General features: G+C 66.4%; 15 protein-coding genes and 3 tRNA genes. 14 read left to right on the top strand and 4 right to left on the bottom strand.

Annotation, left to right across the window (positions count from 1 at the left end):
• Positions 1-286: 286 nt before the first annotated feature.
• Positions 287-363 (bottom strand) — tRNA-Arg (locus tag WEE69_01615).
• Between the two features lie 54 nt (positions 364-417).
• On the opposite strand from WEE69_01615, the gene WEE69_01610 reads away from it, so the two are divergent.
• Entirely contained in the window at positions 418-840 is a 423-nt protein-coding gene (locus WEE69_01610; protein MEX1143988.1) for a group I intron-associated PD-(D/E)XK endonuclease, read from the top strand.
• A 14-nt stretch (positions 841-854) separates the two neighbouring features.
• On the opposite strand, the gene WEE69_01605 is transcribed toward WEE69_01610, so the two are convergent.
• Complete coding sequence (locus tag WEE69_01605) at positions 855-1,643, bottom strand: SDR family oxidoreductase (GenBank protein ID MEX1143987.1); 789 nt, start codon at positions 1,641-1,643, stop codon at positions 855-857.
• 132 nt (positions 1,644-1,775) lie between these two features.
• On the opposite strand from WEE69_01605, the gene WEE69_01600 reads away from it, so the two are divergent.
• Both WEE69_01600 and WEE69_01595 read left to right on the top strand, forming a co-directional pair.
• A complete protein-coding gene (locus WEE69_01600; GenBank protein ID MEX1143986.1) occupies positions 1,776-2,783 on the top strand; it encodes a zinc ribbon domain-containing protein in 1,008 nt (335 codons plus the stop codon).
• Positions 2,784-2,797: 14 nt separating this feature from the next.
• The gene (locus tag WEE69_01595) at positions 2,798-4,063 is read left to right on the top strand and encodes an AI-2E family transporter (protein MEX1143985.1); all 1,266 of its coding nucleotides are present in this window, start codon (positions 2,798-2,800) and stop codon (positions 4,061-4,063) included.
• Here WEE69_01595 and WEE69_01590 read toward each other — a convergent pair.
• Both WEE69_01590 and WEE69_01585 read right to left on the bottom strand, forming a co-directional pair.
• A tRNA-Gly gene (locus WEE69_01590) sits at positions 4,055-4,125 on the bottom strand. The genes WEE69_01595 and WEE69_01590 overlap by 9 nt on opposite strands.
• Before the next feature lie 22 nt (positions 4,126-4,147).
• Positions 4,148-4,222: transfer RNA gene (locus tag WEE69_01585), tRNA-Pro, on the bottom strand.
• Positions 4,223-4,411: 189 nt separating this feature from the next.
• On the opposite strand from WEE69_01585, the gene WEE69_01580 reads away from it, so the two are divergent.
• The 11 genes from WEE69_01580 (at position 4,412) to WEE69_01530 (ending at position 17,844) form a co-directional block, all read left to right on the top strand.
• A complete protein-coding gene (locus WEE69_01580) occupies positions 4,412-5,605 on the top strand; it encodes an LCP family protein (GenBank protein MEX1143984.1) in 1,194 nt (397 codons plus the stop codon).
• A gap of 58 nt (positions 5,606-5,663) precedes the next feature.
• Positions 5,664-7,184, top strand: coding sequence for a trigger factor (gene tig, locus WEE69_01575; protein MEX1143983.1), 1,521 nt, complete (start codon positions 5,664-5,666; stop codon positions 7,182-7,184).
• Positions 7,181-7,816, top strand: coding sequence for an ATP-dependent Clp protease proteolytic subunit (locus WEE69_01570; GenBank protein MEX1143982.1), 636 nt, complete (start codon positions 7,181-7,183; stop codon positions 7,814-7,816). The genes tig and WEE69_01570 overlap by 4 nt, the downstream gene beginning before the upstream one ends.
• 24 nt (positions 7,817-7,840) lie before the next feature.
• The gene (gene clpX, locus WEE69_01565) at positions 7,841-9,094 is read left to right on the top strand and encodes an ATP-dependent Clp protease ATP-binding subunit ClpX (protein ID MEX1143981.1); all 1,254 of its coding nucleotides are present in this window, start codon (positions 7,841-7,843) and stop codon (positions 9,092-9,094) included.
• 90 nt (positions 9,095-9,184) lie between these two features.
• A complete protein-coding gene (gene valS, locus WEE69_01560) occupies positions 9,185-11,725 on the top strand; it encodes a valine--tRNA ligase (GenBank protein ID MEX1143980.1) in 2,541 nt (846 codons plus the stop codon).
• Position 11,726: 1 nt separating this feature from the next.
• Positions 11,727-13,133: a Mur ligase family protein gene (locus WEE69_01555; protein ID MEX1143979.1), complete on the top strand. Its 1,407-nt coding sequence runs from the start codon at positions 11,727-11,729 to the stop codon at positions 13,131-13,133.
• 14 nt (positions 13,134-13,147) lie between these two features.
• Entirely contained in the window at positions 13,148-13,561 is a 414-nt protein-coding gene (ndk, locus tag WEE69_01550) for a nucleoside-diphosphate kinase (protein MEX1143978.1), read from the top strand.
• 144 nt (positions 13,562-13,705) lie between these two features.
• Positions 13,706-14,746: a rod shape-determining protein gene (locus tag WEE69_01545; protein ID MEX1143977.1), complete on the top strand. Its 1,041-nt coding sequence runs from the start codon at positions 13,706-13,708 to the stop codon at positions 14,744-14,746.
• 40 nt (positions 14,747-14,786) lie between these two features.
• Positions 14,787-15,680, top strand: a complete 894-nt coding sequence (mreC, locus tag WEE69_01540) for a rod shape-determining protein MreC (GenBank protein MEX1143976.1) — start codon at positions 14,787-14,789, stop codon at positions 15,678-15,680.
• 6 nt (positions 15,681-15,686) lie between these two features.
• A complete protein-coding gene (gene mreD, locus WEE69_01535) occupies positions 15,687-16,196 on the top strand; it encodes a rod shape-determining protein MreD (GenBank protein MEX1143975.1) in 510 nt (169 codons plus the stop codon).
• A gap of 142 nt (positions 16,197-16,338) precedes the next feature.
• Complete coding sequence (locus WEE69_01530; protein MEX1143974.1) at positions 16,339-17,844, top strand: amidohydrolase family protein; 1,506 nt, start codon at positions 16,339-16,341, stop codon at positions 17,842-17,844.
• Positions 17,845-17,872: the final 28 nt, after the last annotated feature.

Genomic DNA, 17,872 nt, shown 5'->3' with positions numbered 1-17,872 from the left:
CGGCGTGGGCGATCAGACCAACCAACCGCCATCCGGACGAGCCAGGCTACACGGCGGTCGGTTCGCCTTCCCCGGGTGCTTCCGCAAGCGCGCCAACCGATCTTGTTGAGCCGCAAGTCGCGCCGAGCGGCACTCCTGCACCAACGAGAGCACGCCATACCACCGTGCACGGAACGACTCGAACGTCGCCGCTCTCCGGGTGGTCGACGGTGACGCGTCGTCGCGAGTCTCCTCGACGGCATCAAGGGCATCGTTCGAGTACCAGTGGAAGCTGCAGCACACGGGTTGGCGCCCCCGGCAGGATTCGAACCTGCGACCTCGTCATTAGAAGTGACTTGCTCTGTCCAACTGAGCTACGGAGGCGCGACATGCCAAGAGTACGCTGGCGCATAGCGATAGACGGGTATTCTGGAGCTCATGGGATCTCACCACACGAAGGACAAGGGCGACATCGGCGTTGCACACGCGATCGGCGATCTTGCCGACCAAGGGTTTGTCGTTCTCGTGGCACTTACTGAACACTCACCGTTCGACCTCGTCGGCTACCGGGCCGGCATGTTCGTCCGAGTGCAAGTGAAGTACCGCGCTCTCTCGGCGAACGGAACAATCGAAGTGCAGTTCCGAAGCACGTGGTCGGACTCGAAGGGAACCTACGTGCGGGCGCTGAACAAAGAGGACATCGATGTCGTCTGCGTGTACTGCCCCGACACGCGTGCGTGCTACTACGTCGACCCCAAGCAGTTCGGTCGGTCGGTGACTGTGCGAGTGACGCCGAGTCGTAACGGACAAGAACGCCTTGTCCTGTTGGCGGATGCGTTTCGAGAGGTCCCATCTCTCTGAGGTAGTCGGCTTCATCAAAGATCTGGCAGTCGCAGATCAAGGTTGGCGGCTTCGATGCCACCATCGATCTCGAGCACTTTGCCGGTCACGAAGCTCGACGCGTCGGACGCGAGGTACAGCGCGCCGAGCGCGATGTCGTCGACCTCGCCGAGTCGCTTCATCGGCGTCTTGTCCACCATCTCCTTGCGGATCGCGTCCTGCGTGAGCACCACTTCCAAGGCGGACGTCGCGACCGAGCCCACGGCGATCGCGTTCACGCGGATGCGCGGCGAGCAGTCGATGGCCATGAGTCGCGTCAAGTGCGCGAGCGCGGCCTTGGCCGTGCCGTACGCGGCGAACCCGCGATCGCGCAACCGACCCATCGCCGACGAGATGTTCACGATCGAACCGCCTTCGCCGGCCAGCATGTGGGGGATCGCGGCCTTGCTGAGCGCGAACGCCGTGGTCACGTTGAAGTGGAAGGCCTGCTCGAAGGCCTTGACCGACGTGTCGAGCAGCGGTGTGGGCATGGAGCCCCCGGCGTTGTTGACCACCACGTCGAGGCGGCCGAACTCACCCATGGTCGTTTCCACGAAGCGATCGAGGGTGGCGAGGTCGCTCACGTCGGCGGCCATCACCAGCGCCTGGCGACCCAGCGCCTTCACGTCGTCAGCGACGGCATCGAGCTGTTCCTGCGTGCGGGCGACGATGGCGACGTCAGCACCGGCCTCGGCCAGCGCGCGAGCACAGCCGGCCCCGATGCCCCGCCCGGCACCAGTGATCACCGCTACGCGGCCGGTCATGTCGAAGCGATCGAGCAGCACGAGGTTCTCCCATCCAGTCGTGTGGGCAACAGTGTCGTCGGTGCGCCAGGCACGGCGCTGGCGCGGCCACGGTCACCAATGGCACGGTTGCCCGGCGCCCAGCCCGAACGATGTCGACAGGAGGCTCGCCCGATGGTGGAGATGCGGCGGGAGCCGTTGCCAGCGGCCTGGGCGCGCGATCCGTTCGGTCGATACCCCCATCGCCTGTTCGATGGTCGCGCGTGGACCGACCGGGTCGCCCGGGGTGGGCGCACGCTGAGCGACACGTTCTTGATGGGCAGCCCGTCACCGACACCCGAGCTCCTGACCACGTGCGACGAGTGCGGCTTCGACGTCGGCGACGCGAAGTTCTGCCCGCGGTGTGGCACGCCAGGGGTGCCGCCGGCGCGGCCACCGTATTGCTATCAGTGCTCGAGCAACCCACCGCCAGGCGCGACGTTCTGCCATGAATGCGGCTCTCGGCTCGACGCGCTTGCGCCGGGATTGTCCGTGCGCGACGCCGACGAGTGGCGCCGGATCTTCGGACTGCTCGGATGGCGAAAGGACGCACCCGACGTCGACCGCGCGTATCGCGACGCCATGAAGAAACCCTCACGACGCGGCGCCAACCTCCCCGCGCTGCTGCGCGGCATGGAGCTCCCCGCATTCGACGGTGAAGATCCGTCAGAGCCGTGGCTCATGTGGATCGCGATGCCCGACCAACGACGGACCGCGTGGCTCACTGCGACCGGTGTCGAGGCTTCACTCCCCGGCGCCGACGGTCCCGCGAAGGTCGAGACGCTCATCGTCACCCGCTGCCGCATCGTCGCACTGTCTCCGGGTGGGCTCACGAGCCCCCCGTCCCTGGTGTTCACCGACAGCCTGGCCAACGTGTCCGAGAGCTCGGTGGGGAACGGCACGCTTCGGCTGCGGTTCGCCTCGGCCGATCGCGAGCTGGGGGTCGGGTGGCGTGTGTCGAATCGCCCGTCGCCCCTCACGCCAGCCGACCTGCGTTCGCTCGCGGCGGGCGGCCCCGGGCCGGCGCCGAACGCGACCAACGCGCCGATGCGGCGGGCCACGGACCGTCGAGACGGCGGCCGTTACGTGGCCGAGGCTGCCCTCGACGCCTTCGCGCGCCAGCTGGCCGCGATCAGCGGATAGCGGAACGGGGAGCAGTGGCAGGGAAGCGGGGATCGGACGACTCCACAGAGGCCCACCATGCCGTCGCAGTCCCCGAAGTACCGGAGATCGCACCCGAGGTCCTGATGGTCGAGGAGGTCGACCCCGCCGACGAGGTACCGCGCTGGCTCCGACGCGCGATCGCGCTCTTCTTCGGCTGGGTCGTCGGTCTCCTGGTCGCGTACTGGGTGATCGGCAAGACGCAATCGCTGATCATCATGATCGTGATCGCGCTGTTCTTGTCGCTGGCGATGGAGCCGCCAGTCAACGCGCTCGCGAAGCACGGCTGGCGACGAGGCGTGGCGACCGGCGTGGTCATGCTGGTGGTGCTGGCGGCGATCATCGCGTTCCTTGCCGCGCTCGGATCGGTCGTCGTCGATCAGACCTCGTCGATCGTCAATGACACGCCGCGGTATGTGCGCAACATCGTGAGGTTCCTGAACGACGACTTTGGTCTCGGGATCGATGCCAAGAAGCTCATCCGCGAGGTGAAGAGTCCGAACGGAGCGGTGCAGCGGTTCGGCAGAGATCTCACCGGCAGCGCGCCCGACCTGGCGCTCGGCATCGCGGGGGCCTTGCTCCAGATTGTGACGACGTTCATCTTCGCGTTCTTCCTCACCGCCGACGGTCCGAAGCTCCGGCGAACGATCTGCTCGCGACTCCCGCGCGCTCGGCAGGAGTTCTTTTTCGAGGTCTGGGAGCTCGCGTCGGAGAAGACCGGCGCCTATCTGTACTCGCGGGTGCTCTTGGCGATTGCGTCTGCCGCGGCAACGTGGCTGTTCCTGTTCCTGCTCGACGTCCCATCGGCGGTGGCACTCGCGATCTGGGTGGGCGTCATCTCCCAGTTCGTTCCCACGATCGGGACGTACATCGCGATGGTGCTGCCCGCGCTCGTGACGATCGTGAATTCACCGAGCGACACCTTGCCCGTCCTGGGGTTCCTGGTCATCTACAACCAGTTCGAGAACTACGTGCTCGGTCCTCGCATCGCCCGCTTCACGCTCAAGATCCATCCCGCCATCACGATCGGTGCGGTGTTCGCCGGGGGGATGCTCTTCGGCGGCGTGGGTGCAGTCCTTTCACTACCTGCCGCGGCTGTGATCCAGGGCTTGCTCTCCACGTACACCGACAAGCACAAGGTGGTCCAGAACGAGCTCACCGAAGAGGATCCGGTCGTGCCGCGCCGAGCGCGGCGTTTGCACGTTCCTCAGTGGGTCGTCCGCATGCGCCGCAGCGATGGTTCCAAACGCTCGAGCGGGTGACGAGGATTGAACTCGCGTCGCCAGCTTGGAAGGCTGGAGCTCTGCCATTGAGCTACACCCGCGCGGAGGCGGATTGCCTCCGAGTCGGGGAGGGGGGATTTGAACCCCCGACCTCCTGCTCCCAAAGCAGGTGCGCTAACCGAGCTGCGCTACTCCCCGCGCGTCACAAGGGTAGGCAAGAGGTCGGCCTCCTGCTCCCATCCATCAAACCAGGGGTGCAAGCTATCGAGCTGCGCTACTCCCCGGATTTCACCAATCGTACGCCGAACGCGTCGCGCGCCTTTGTAGAGAACGCACGATGTGGCGCGAACGGAGAGGGAGCCATGCTCCCGCCTAGGATTCGGCGTCGTGGCGGGCTTTGAGTCTTTCATCGGCGCGTTCGCGCGTCGGTACGCCATCGCGTTCGTGATGGCCGCGGTGATCATGATCGGCGCCGTGGTGTTCGTGAACTACATCGGTGACACGAAGTTCGCCGAGATCGAGAAGGTCGACGTCAACACCCAGAAGTCGACCACCGAGATCGCCAACTACCTGCTCATCGGCTCCGACACCCGCGCTTTCGTCACTGATCCCGTCGACGAGAAGGCCTTCGGCAATGCTTCGGGCGAGGCAGCCGGAGAGCGGTCGGACACGCTGATGGTCGTCCATGTCGACCCGGGCAAGCACCAGGCCGTGGTCGTCTCCTTCCCACGAGACCTCTGGGTCGAGATCCCCGGGGTCGCCCTCGACGAGAGCCATTGTTCGAGGATCGAGGCCGGCAAGTGCATGTCCAAGATCAACTCGGCGTTCAACAACGGACCCGATGTGGTCATCAGCACGTTGCAGCAGAACTTCGACATCGCGATCAACCACTACATCGAGGTCAACTTCCAGACCTTCCAGGGCATCGTCGACGCCATCGGCGACGTACCGATCTACTTCCCGTACCCGACGCGCGATGACGACACCGGCCTGTTCGCCCCGACCCCTGGCTGCCACCTGCTGGACGGGGCCGGGGCGCTGGCCTACGCCCGGGCGCGCAGCATCAAGTACTACAGCTTCTCCGAGGGTGGCTGGTTCGAGAGCGATGCAACGGCTGACCTCGCCCGCATCAAGCGCCAGCAGGACTTCATGCGCCGCCTGGCGAGCCTTGCCGTCGCGAAGAGTGCGAGCAACCCGCTCGTCGCATTGGACGTGGTCGACCAGGTCGTGGAGAACCTCAAGATCGACGACAACCTCGCGAAGGACGACCTCCTCGCACTCGTCGACGTGTTCAACGACGTGGACCCGACCAATACGAGCCGCGTCCAGTTCGTAACCCTCCCGGGCAGGAGCGGCTCCGCTGGCGCTCAGTCGGTGCTCTACCCCGACGAGGTCAACGCTCCGGCGGTGCTCGACATGCTGCGCGGGGGTTCGGGGGAGCAAGCGGTGTCCACCACGACGACGCTGCCGATTTCCACTGAGGCTGTTGCCCCGACCACGACCACGTCGTCGCCGGCGTTGCCCATCACCAACGAGGAGCGGTTCGGCTCACCCGCCGCGGTGACGGCACCCTGCGCTTGACCACGAAGCCGGTGCGAAGAAACACCCAAGCGGCCCGGGTAACCTCGCTTCCTCTCCTATGCCGACCCTCACGACGTCTGTCGAGCCGCTCGAGGGCAACAAGGTTCGTCTGAGCGTCGCGATCCCTGCCGCCGAGTTCGAGAAGGCCGTCGACGCGGCGTTCCGGAAACTCGCGAGCGAGGTGAAGATCGCCGGCTTCCGGCCGGGCAAGGCGCCCCGTGAGCTACTCGAGGCGCGCCTGGGGACCGGCTTGGCCCGTGAGCAAGCACTGCGTGACGCTCTGCCCGCGTACTACGCAGAGGCTGTCGCCACCGAGGACATCGACGTGATCGCCCCGCCCGAGATCGATGTGACCGCTGGAGAGGACGACGGCGAAGTGCGCTTCGACGCTGTCGTCGAGGTGCGCCCGATCGTCCGGGTGGACGGGTACGCCGACCTGCGCATCGAGGTTTCCGATCCCGAGGTCCCCGACAATGCCATCGACAATCAGATAGACATGCTGCGCGACCGCTTCGCGGACCTCGAGGACAAGACAGGCCCGCTCGCTGACGGCGACTACGCGCAAATCGACATCAAGGGCTCGGTGCACGACGAGGTGATTGACGCGCTGAGCGCCACCGACTTCCTGTACGAGGTCGGGTCGGGTGCCCTCGTGCCCAAGCTCGACGACGAGCTTCGCGGGAAGAAGCCGGGCGACATTCTCAAGTTCAACGACTCGCTGCCTGACCGACTCGCCGCCGAGCGGCGTGGACGGTCGGTGGCGGAGGCGTCGCCTACGACGCCGACCAGTGGAGTCGGTGAGCGCGCGGGTGAGGACGTCACGTTCCAGGTGCTTGTGAAGGAAGGCAAGCGCAAGGTGTTGCCCGAGGTCACCGACGAGTGGGTGTCGGAGGTCAGCGAGTTCGAGACGATCGACGAGCTCAAGCAAGATGCGCGCCAACGCCTCGAGGTGTACGCCAAGGTGCAGACGCAGCTCCTCGTGCGCGACAAGGTGTTGGAGGCGGCGGCGCAGCTCGTCGACGACGAGCTGCCCGACGCGCTCATCGCCGGTGAGATGGAACGCCGCGTCCACGACCTTGCGCGCCGCCTCGAGCACCAGGGCGCGACGATCGCCCAATACCTGGCCGCCACCGGTCAGGAGCAGGACACGTTCGTCGAGGACCTGCGGGCCGGCTCCACCCTCGGGGTCCGGGCCGACCTCGCGCTCCGAGCGGTCGTCGCCCAGGAGGGCATCGAGGCCACCGACGAGGATGTCGACGCCGAGATTGCCAGCCTCGCCGAACGGGCAGGGGAGAAGCCCCAGAAGGTGCGCAAAGAGTTCGAACAAAGGGGCGCATTGGAGGCGGTACGCTCTGACATCGCCCGTGGCAAAGCCCTCCAATTCATGGTCGACCACGCCACGGTCGTGGACGTTTCCGGCAACCCCGTCGATCTGAGCCTCCCCGGTGGTTCGGCCATCGAGGATGAGGAGAGCGAGTCCGCACCATCCGAGCAGGCAGCAGAGACGCAGCGGAGCGCTGGCCCGACGGCCGGGAGCGCGCAGCGAAGTCGACCAGTACAAGAGGAGCCGAGCGAGTGAGCGAGCCGATCAGGAACTATCTCGTTCCGACCGTCATCGAGCAGACCAACCGCGGCGAGCGCGCGTTCGACATCTACTCGCGATTGCTCAAGGAACGCATCATCTTCCTCGGCACGCCGATTGATGATGCGGTGTCGAACCTCCTCATCGCTCAGCTCCTGCACCTCGAAAGCGAAGATCCCGACAAGGACATCTCGATCTACGTCAACTCTCCGGGTGGCGAGATCACCGCGCTGTTCGCGATCTACGACACGATGCAGTACATCAAGCCAAACGTGCAGACGATCTGCGTGGGGCAAGCGGCGTCGGCTGCGGCCGTGCTGCTCGCCGCAGGTGCGCCAGGCAAGCGCTACGCGCTCCCGCACGCGCGGATCCTCATCCACCAGCCGCATGGCGGTACATCGGGCCAAGCGGTCGACATCGAGATCCAGGCCAAAGAGATCGTGCGCATGCGAGAGCTGCTCGACCGGCTGCTCGCGCACCACACCGGCCAGACGGTGGAGAAGGTCGGTCACGACACCGACCGCGACTTCATCATGAGCGCACCGGAGGCCAAGGAGTACGGCATCATCGACGAGGTGATCTCCAACCGTGAGCTGGCGTCCGTTGCTGCGGCCGCCGGGGTCAGCTGACCTTCGAGGCAGGGGGGACTCGGCGTGGCGAAGTTCGGTGACGGCGGCGACCTGCTGAAGTGCTCGTTCTGTGGCAAGAGCCAGAAGCAAGTCAAGAAGCTCATCGCTGGTCCTGGCGTGTACATCTGCGACGAGTGCATCGATCTCTGCAACGAGATCATCGAGGAGGAGCTCTCACAGGGTTCCGAGGTCCGCTTCGACGAGCTGCCGAAGCCGCGCGAGATCTACGAATACCTGAACGACTACGTCATCGGTCAGGACCACGCCAAGAAGATCCTTTCGGTCGCGGTCTACAACCACTACAAGCGCGTGCAGGCCGGCGCGTACGGCGATCCCGACGTCGAGCTCCAGAAGTCCAACATCTTGCTGATCGGTCCTACCGGCTGCGGCAAAACACTCCTCGCGCAGACATTGGCCCGCCTGCTCAAAGTACCGTTCGCCATCGCTGACGCCACCGCGCTCACCGAAGCCGGCTACGTGGGTGAAGACGTCGAGAACATCCTGCTCAAGCTGATCCAGGCCGCCGACTACGACGTGAAGAAGGCCGAGACCGGCATCATCTACATCGACGAGATCGACAAGATCGCGCGCAAGGCCGAGAACCCGTCGATCACGCGCGATGTGTCCGGCGAGGGTGTGCAGCAGGCGTTGCTGAAGATCCTCGAAGGAACGACCGCATCGGTGCCGCCCCAGGGCGGGCGCAAGCACCCGCACCAGGAGTTCATCCAGATCGACACCACGAACATCCTCTTCCTGTGCGGCGGGGCGTTCGCGGGCATCGACAAGATCATCGAGAGCCGCGTCGGCAACCAGGGCGTGGGCTTCGGCGCCGACATCCGCAAAGCCGACGAGAAGGATCTCGGCGCGCTGCTCGCCGGCGTGCTGCCGGAAGACTTGCTGAAGTTCGGGTTGATCCCCGAGTTCGTGGGCCGCTTGCCGGTTGTCGGTGCGGTGCACAACCTCGACCAGGACGCGCTCATGCGCATCCTGGTTCAACCCAAGAACGCGCTGCTCAAGCAGTACCAGAAATTCTTCCGGTTCGACGAGGTCGACCTCGTGCTCACCGACGACGCGCTCGAGGCCGTCGCCGAAGAGGCGCTCAAGCGCGGCACCGGCGCTCGCGGTCTGCGGGCGATCCTCGAAGAGGTGCTTCTCGAGGTGATGTACGACCTCCCGAGTCGGTCCGACGTCGCCCGTTGCGTGATCGACCGCGCTGTCGTGATCGACCACATGACGCCCACCCTCATCACAAGCGCACCCGACCGCCGCTCGGCTTAGTGCCAGGCGGCAAGGCTTCGCCGCCGCCGGGCTTTCCGAAAGGGTCAAGACCAAGGTCAAGATCGAGGGCGTAGTTCGTAGACTGACCTGATGGGCGTGCCGGAGAAGCCTTCGCTCGACGGGCTCGAAGACAAGTGGTCGGCGCGCTGGGAGGCCGACGGCACCTACGCCTTCGACCGGTCGAAGTCGCGCGAGGACATCTTCTCGATCGACACGCCGCCGCCGACCGTCTCCGGCTCGCTGCACATGGGATCGGCGTTCGGATATGTGCAGACCGACGCCAACGCGCGCTACCGCCGCATGACCGGTCGCGAGCTGTTCTACCCAATGGGGTGGGACGACAACGGCTTGCCGACGGAACGCCGCGTCCAGAACTACTTCGGGGTGCGCTGCGACCCGTCCCTCCCGTACGACCCGTCGTTCGAGCCGCCCGCGAAGCCTCCCAAGCAAGCGGTCGCGATCTCCCGTCCCAACTTCGTCGAGTTGTGCGGACGACTTGTCGTGGAAGACGAGCAGAAGTTCGAAGAGCTGTGGCGCAAGCTCGGTCTCTCCGTCGACTGGAAGCTGACGTACACAACCGTCGGAACCGCCGCACGGCGCGTCTCACAACGCGCCTTCCTGCGCAACCTGAGGCGTGGCGAAGCGTACGCGGCTGAGTCGCCGACGCTCTGGGACATCGACTTCCGCACCGCCGTCGCGCAGGCCGAGCTCGAGGACCGCCCGACGGCGGGCGCGTACCACGCCGTCAAGTTCCACCGCGAGGGGACAGACCCCGTCATCATCGAGACAACGCGACCGGAGCTCATCCCGGCATGCGTTGCGCTCGTGGCACATCCCGACGACGACCGGTACAAGCCGCTGTTCGGGACCACTGTCCACACACCCCTCTTCGATGTCGAGGTCCCGGTCCTGCCGCATCAGCTCGCGGATCCTGAGAAGGGTTCGGGGATCGCGATGATCTGCACGTTCGGGGACACCACCGACGTGGTCTGGTGGCGCGAGCTCGACCTGCCGGCGCGAGCGATCGTCGACTGGGACGGGCGCATCAAGGACATCCCACCTGACGTGATCGTTGGCCCCGGGCCCCAGGCGGCCTACGCCGAGCTCGCAGGCAAGACCATCAAGCAGGCGCAGAAGCGCATCGTTGAGTTGCTCGTCGAGTCGGGTGAACTCATCGGTGAGCCGCGTGAGATCACCCATGAGGTGAAGTACTACGAGAAGGGCGATCGCCCGCTCGAGATCGTCACCACGCGGCAGTGGTACATCCGCAACGGCGCGCGCGTTGAACAGCTGCGCGACCAGTTGCTCGCGCGCGGTCGCGACCTCGAGTGGCATCCACCGCACATGCGAACCCGCTACGAGACTTGGGTCGAGGGGCTCAACGGCGACTGGTTGATCAGCCGGCAGCGGTTCTTCGGGGTGCCTTTCCCCGTCTGGTATCGAGTCGACGACGACGGGAGTGCCGACTACGCCGACCCGTTGCTTCCCGCCGAGGACGTGCTACCCGTCGACCCGTCGAGCGACGTGCCGGCTGGCTATGAAGCCGATCAACGCGCGAAGCCCGGCGGCTTCATCGGCGATTCCGACATCATGGACACGTGGGCCACCTCGTCGCTCACGCCACAGATCGCGTGCGAGTGGGAAGGCGACACCGACCTGTTCAGCCGCACCTTTCCGATGGATCTGCGTCCGCAGGGCCCCGAGATCATCCGCACGTGGCTGTTCGCGACCGTGGTGCGATCTCACTTCGAGCATGGCACGCTGCCGTGGCGCGACACCGCGATCAACGGCTGGGTCCTCGACCCCGACCGGAAGAAGATGTCGAAGTCGTTCGGCAATGTCGTCACGCCGATGCCTCTTGTGGACGAGTACGGGCCGGACGCGCTCCGGTACTGGGCGTTGAATGGCCGCCCGGGCGTCGATACCGCGGTCGACTACGGCCAGATGAAGGTCGGACGCCGACTGGCGATCAAGATCCTGAACGCGTCGAAGTTCGCGCTTGGCGTGATGGGTGAAGCGCGTGACGCGAGCAGCGCGAACGCACCCGTCGATCGTGCGCTGCTGGCGGACCTCGCCGATCTCGTCGAGGAGACGACCCGCGCGTTCGACACCTATGACTATGCACGCGCGCTCGAGCGGACCGAGCGTTTCTTCTGGTCGTTCTGCGACGACTACGTCGAGTTGGTCAAGCAGCGGGCCTACGGGGACAGCGGTGCGGAATCAGCTCGCAGCGCGCTCCAACTCGTGCTCGACACCCTGATTCGGCTCTTCGCGCCACACCTTCCGTTCGTGACCGAGGAGGTGTGGTCGTGGTGGCGGGAGGGGTCCGTGCACCGCGCCGGCTGGCCAGACCCGGCGCCCCTCCGCGGGGCGGCGGGCGGCGGCGACCCCCTGGTGTTCGCGGTCGCCGCCGAGGTTCTCGGTGAGGTGCGAAAGGCCAAGACGACGGCGCAGCGATCGCTCCGTACCGAAGCGCTGCGAATCGTCGTTAGCGACACGACTGCGCGGCTCGCAGCGCTGCAACTCGCGCTCGATGACGTGCGCGAGGCGTCGCGAGCTCGAGACATCGACCTCGTCGAGGCAACGGCCTTCTCGGTCGAAGTGGAGCTCGCCGAGCCCGACGCCCCCTGACGTGAAACCCGGCGAGGCCCTCGCGTGGCTGGACGCGCACGTCAACCTCGAGTCGATCGGCGTGCCAGTTGGCCTCACGCGCCGCGCTGCGCATCCCACATTGGACCGGATGATCGAGCTCAGCACGCTGCTCGGGTCGCCGCAGCTGGAGTACCCGGTGATCCACCTCACGGGTACGAACGGCAAGACCTCGGCGGCGCGCATAGCGACCGCCCTCCTCGCTGAACAGGGGCTGTCCGTGGGCGCGACGACGAGCCCGCACCTCGAACGCGTCAACGAGCGCATCACTTGGAACGGCGAAGCGATCGATGACACCACACTCAGTGAGCTGCTCACTCTGATCGCCGAGGTCGAACCCCATCTCTCGGCGGTGCCGAGCTACTTCGAGATCCTCACCGCGCTGGCGTTCCGGTTCTTCGCCGATGTTGCCGTCGAGGCCGCGGTCGTGGAGGTCGGCCTGGGTGGAACGTGGGACGCCACCAACGTCGCCGAGGGACGCGTCGCGGTCGTGACGAACGTGAGCATCGACCACGTCGAGTACCTCGGGCCGACTCGTGCCGACATCGCCACCGACAAGGCCGGGATCGTGAAGCCGGGCTCGACGCTCGTCCTGGGAGAGCCCGATCCCAACCTGCGCCCGCTGTTCGAGGACCGCGGTGCCGAAGAGATGTTCCTGCGCGACCGTGACTTCGGCGTCACGGTGAACGAGCTTGCGCACGGCGGTCGACTCGTGAGCATGTACACGCCGGGCTCGCGTTACGACGATGTGTTCCTCTCGCTCCATGGGGCGCACCAAGCCGACAACGCGGTCGCCGCACTGACAGCAGTCGAGTCGTTCCTCGGCCGCGCCCTCGACGGTGCGGTCGTCGGTGAGGTGCTCGGCCGCATCACATCGCCAGGACGGCTCGAAGTCGTCGGACACCAGCCACTCGTCCTCCTCGATGGCGCGCACAACCTGGCTGGGGCGCACGCCCTCGCTGCCGCGTTGGCCGAGGGATTTCCGTCGACGCCGCGCACGCTGGTGATCGGCCTCCTGCGTGAGAAGGACCCCCGAGAGATGCTCGAGGCGCTGGGCGTCCAGCAGGCCGCGCTTGTGATCTGCTGCCGGGCGCCGAGCCCACGCTCACGGCCGCCGGAGGAGCTCGCGGCCGCGGCGATGGAGCTCGGTCTCGAGCGGGCCCGCATCGAGGTGGTCGACGCGGTGGCCGATGCCCTCACCCGCGCCCTCGAAGTCACCGATGCCGACGCGCAGGTGGTCGTGACCGGCTCGCTCTACGTCGTCGGGGCGGCGCGGTCGGCGCTCGCCGCCGGCATCAAGGGCGATAGGTTGCCAAAGTCCGAGGCGAGTGTGCGCGGCGCAGGTACCCTGCGCCGCAACGAGCCGGGACCCGAGCGGCCCGGCCCGTAGGGCCGAGAGCGGAGATCATGAGCGAACGCACGCTGGTCCTCTGCAAGCCCGACGCCGTCGAGCGACGACTCGTCGGCGAGATCGTCAGCCGCATCGAGCGCAAGGCCCTGCGCGTGGTCGCGATGGAGCTGCGCACGATCGACGCCGATTTCGCGGGTCAGCACTACGAGGAGCACCGCGAGAAGCCGTTCTTCGGCGAGCTCGTCGCCTTCATCACCCGGGGCCCTTTGGTTGCGATGGTGGTGGAGGGCGGACCCGACACCTGGAAGGTGGTCCGCGGCCTCATGGGTGCGACCAACCCGCGGGAAGCGGCACCGGGCACCATCCGTGGCGACCTGGCGCTCGTGACCGGCGAGAACCTCGTCCACGGCTCCGATGGCCCCGAATCCGCAGAACGCGAGATCGCGCGGTTCTTCCCGGATCTCTAAGCCGATTGCCGCGAGAAGCGGCATGTTCACTGGGAGAATTGACCGGTGGCGCCGCCCGCACAGCCCCGAGAGTCGGCTGGATACTCCTCTCCTGAGGACATAGCCTTACGGTCCCGTGGTCACCGTCAGCCGGCTTCTCCCTCTATGAGCGCGTCCTGGTACTCCAATGTCATCGGCCGCGACATGGCCGTCGACCTGGGCACCGCCAACACGGTGGTCTACGTCCGCGGCCAGGGCGTCGTGCTCAACGAGCCGTCGATCGTCACGATCAACAGCCGCACGGGCGACATCCTCGCCGTGGGTTCCGAGGCGAAGCGGATGCTGGGTCGGACCCCGAGCCACATCCAGTCGATCCGCCCGTTGAAGGACGGCGTCATCGCCGACTTCGACATCTGCGAGAAGATGCTCCGCTACTTCATCCAGCGGGTGCATCAGCGCAACCGGTGGGCCAAGCCCCGAATGGTCATCTGCATCCCGTCGGGGATCACGGGTGTCGAGCGACGCGCGGTGCAGGAGGCAGCCGAGTACGCCGGCGCCCGCAAGCCCGTGATGGTGATCGAAGAGCCGATGGCGGCGGCGATCGGTGCGGGGCTCCCCATCCACGAGCCGGCAGGCAACATGATCGTGGACATCGGTGGAGGGACGACCGAGGTCGCTGTGATCTCGATGGGCGGCATCGTGTCGGCCGAGTCGAGCCGTGTCGGTGGCGACGAGTTCGACGAAGCGATCATGTCGTTCATGAAGCGTGAGTACTCGCTCTCCCTCGGCGAGCGCACCGCAGAAGAGGTCAAGCTCAAGATCGCAAGCGCATATCCACTCGAGGAGGAGTTCTACGCCGAGGTCCGCGGACGCGACCTCGTCACCGGACTCCCGCGGACCGTCACCGTCACGACGCAAGAGATCCGTGAAGCCATCGAGGAGCCGGTGGCGGCGGTCATCGACGCCATCAAGGTCACGCTCGACAAGACGCCGCCGGAGCTCGCGGCCGACGTGATGGAGCGCGGCATCATGCTCGCGGGTGGTGGGTCCCTCTTGCTCGGCCTGGAGACCGCGATCGAGGCGGAGACGGGCATGCCGTGCCGACGGGCGAAGAATCCTCTCTACACCGTCGTGCTCGGCTCGGGCCAGTGTCTCGAGCAGTTCGATGTGCTCCGGCAGGTGCTGATCAGCGGACCCGACGACTGACCGCCCGCGCGGTGTCGAGAGCGGGAAGGGCTGAGCGCTCATGGTCGTCTATCGGCGAGAGGGTCGTCATCGCTCGGTCCTGCTCGCGATCGTCATCAGCTCGTTGTTGCTCGTCACCCTCGACTCGCGAGGCAACGGGGTCATCGACTCGGTCCGCACCGGCGTGCGTGACGCGAGCGCTCCAGTGCGCAGCGTGGTCGAGGACGTGTTCTCGCCCGTGCGTGACCTGGCTGGTGGCCTGACCGACTACGGCAGCCTCCGCGACGAGAACGCCGAGCTGAGACGACGAGTTACCAAGCTCGAAGGGCAGATCTCGCGAGATCGGGCGGTGGGCGGGAAGGTCGGCGAGCTCGAGCGGCTTCTCGACCTCCCGACCGCTGAGGACGCGACCGGCATTGCTGCTCGTGTGGTGGGTTCAGCGGCCGGCAACTTCGAGCGCACGGTCGAGATCAACAAAGGCACGAGCTCGGGCGTGTTCGTCGGGCAACCGGTGGTGGCGGGAAACGGACTCGTCGGCCGCGTCACCAGGGTGTCACGCACTTTGGCCACGGTCACGCTCGTCGACTCGCCCGAGATCGGTGTTGGCGTGCGGCTCGAGAACACTGACGTGCGCGGCCTCACCGAGGCCCATACCGGGGAGCGCGAGGTCTTGCTCAAGTTCCTCGAGATCTTCGAGCCCACGGGTGCACCGTTGCCGAAGTGCACCGAGAGCTCTTCGCCAGACACGTGCATCGCCGAGGGCGAGTTCGTCTTCACTGCATCCACCGACGATGCCGCCTTCCCGCCCGACATCGCCGTCGGCATCATCGAGTCCTACACCAGGGCGACGACGGACCTCGAGGCGACGATCAAGATCCGACCGGTCGTCGACCTCGACGACCTCACCTACGTCAAGGTGCTGCGCTGGCCCGAACCCAAGACCAAGACCAGCTGAGCACGCGTGGTTCTACGCCGAGTTCGACTGGTCCTGCTCGTCATCACACTCGTGGTGCTCGAGAACACCGTGTTCAGGCACATGCGGATCTTCGACGCGATCCCCAGCCTCTGCCTCATCGCGACGGTGGCGGTCGCGTATGAGGAGGGACCGCAGACCGGCGCGATTTTCGGATTCACGAGCGGTCTGGCCATCGACATGCTCTTGTCGGGCACACCGGTCGGCCTCTCCGCGCTCTCCTTCGCGTTGACGGGCTACCTCTTCGGAGTGTTCCAGGGTGGTCTCGTGCGGGAAGTGCGCGGCATCTCCCCGCTGCTCGCGATCGCGGGCGGCCTCGTGGGTGGGACGATCTTTCTCGTGGTTGGAGGGATCGCGGGCTCTGACGACTTCTTCACCCTGACACAGGTGCGCATCGTGATCGTCGCCGCGCTCTACGACGGCCTCGTGGCGCCACTCGTGTTTGTCTTCGCGCGTTGGGCGAACCACGATCCCGACCGCGCCAGGGGCTGGCGATGAGGACATGACCGGCCCACCGCCGGGCGGAGTCCCGCCGGGACAGGGTCCGCAGAGCGCGGGCAGGCATCCGCGCCGGCCGGTGCCGGACGCGACGACTCGTCGAGCGCGCGACGAGGCGCGCCGGCGAATGCACCGTACGTACATGACGCGTCGCGCCTTCGTGGCAGGAGGAGCGGTGACCGTCGTCGGTGGGCTGGCGGCCGCGGTCGGCGCGTTCGGCGGCGGTGGAGGAAAGAACCGTCGCGGGGTTCGGTCGATACCGGGTGTGACGAGGATACCGACCGAGGCCAGCCACACGTTCGAGCTCGTGGTTCGTGGCGGGCGGGTCATTGACCCGGAGTCTGGTTACGACTACGTGGCCGACGTCGGTATCGACGACGGCACCGTGCTGGCGATCTCGGAGTCGAGCCTTACCGGTGTGGCGACGATCGACGCAGCGGGACTCGTCGTGTCGCCGGGCTGGATCGACATCCTCAGCTACGAGCCCAACTCGTATGGCATCTGGTACAAGATCGCCGACGGCGTCACGACCAACCTCGGTCTCCATGGCCTCCAGGCGCGCGCGGCGGACTTCTTCGCGAGGTGGGGCTCCGAAGCGGATCGACCTCCGACGAACTACGGCGGAGCGTTCAGCAACTATTGGACGCGCAGCGTCGCGTTGGGCATGAGCATCGACGATGCGGCGACGTCGACCCAGATCGATCAGCTCGTCGCGATGTGCGACGAGGACCTGAACAACGGCTACATCGCGGTCGACTTCGAGCCCGAGTACTCGCCCGGTGTCGCGTTCGACGAGATCAAGGCGCTCGCCGAAGTCGCCAAGCAGCACGACGTGCCGTGCACGTTTCACGGGCGCTATTCGGACGACGTTTCACCCGGGACGAACGCAGAGACCCTCGCCGAAATCCTGCGCGTCGCGACCGAGACCGGTGCCCGCGTGCACGTCGAGCACATCATCAGCACCGGCGGCACCTACACGATGGAGCAATCACTCGCGACGCTCGAAGAGGCCCGCGCCGCGGGCATCGAGGTCACCGCGTGCACGTACCCGTATGACTTCTGGGCCACCTACCTGGCTTCGGCCCGGTTCAACGACGGTTGGCAAGAGCGCTTCCACATCTCGTACGAGGATCTCGTGATCGTCGGCACCGGCGAGCGGCTCACGGCGTCGACCTTCGCGAGTCACCAGCGCGAGAACGAGCTCACGGCCGCGTACGCGATCCCCGAGTCCGATGTGCGCCTCGCGCTCCAAAGCGACTTCGTGATGCTCGGGAGTGACTCCATCCTCGAGCCAGGCGACCGTAACCACCCGCGATCGACGGGGTGCTTCGCGCGCGCGATCGGCCGGTACACGCGCGAGCTCGAGGTGATCGACCTGAAGTCCGCGCTCGCGAAGGCCACGATCCTCCCGGCGCGCCTCACCGAGGCAGGTGCTCCGGCGATGCGCAAGAAGGGGCGACTCCAGATCGGCGCCGACGCCGACCTCACGATCTTCGATCCGGCCACGCTGGCCGATCGTTCGACCGTCGAGAATCCCGGCGTCGAATCGGAAGGCGTGCGGTACGTGTTGGTAGCGGGGCAGGTGGTGCGTGATCTCACAGGAAATCACCAGGAAGTCCGCCCGGGCGTGCCGATCCTCAAGGGGTAGCCTCGTCGCGTCCCATGACCTCACGTGC

The organism is Acidimicrobiia bacterium (assembly GCA_040881685.1).
In the GTDB taxonomy this organism is placed as follows: Bacteria; Actinomycetota; Acidimicrobiia; order IMCC26256; family PALSA-555; genus SHVJ01.
Note: the sequence above shows the minus strand (reverse complement) of the source record. Positions and strands in the feature narration are given on the sequence as shown.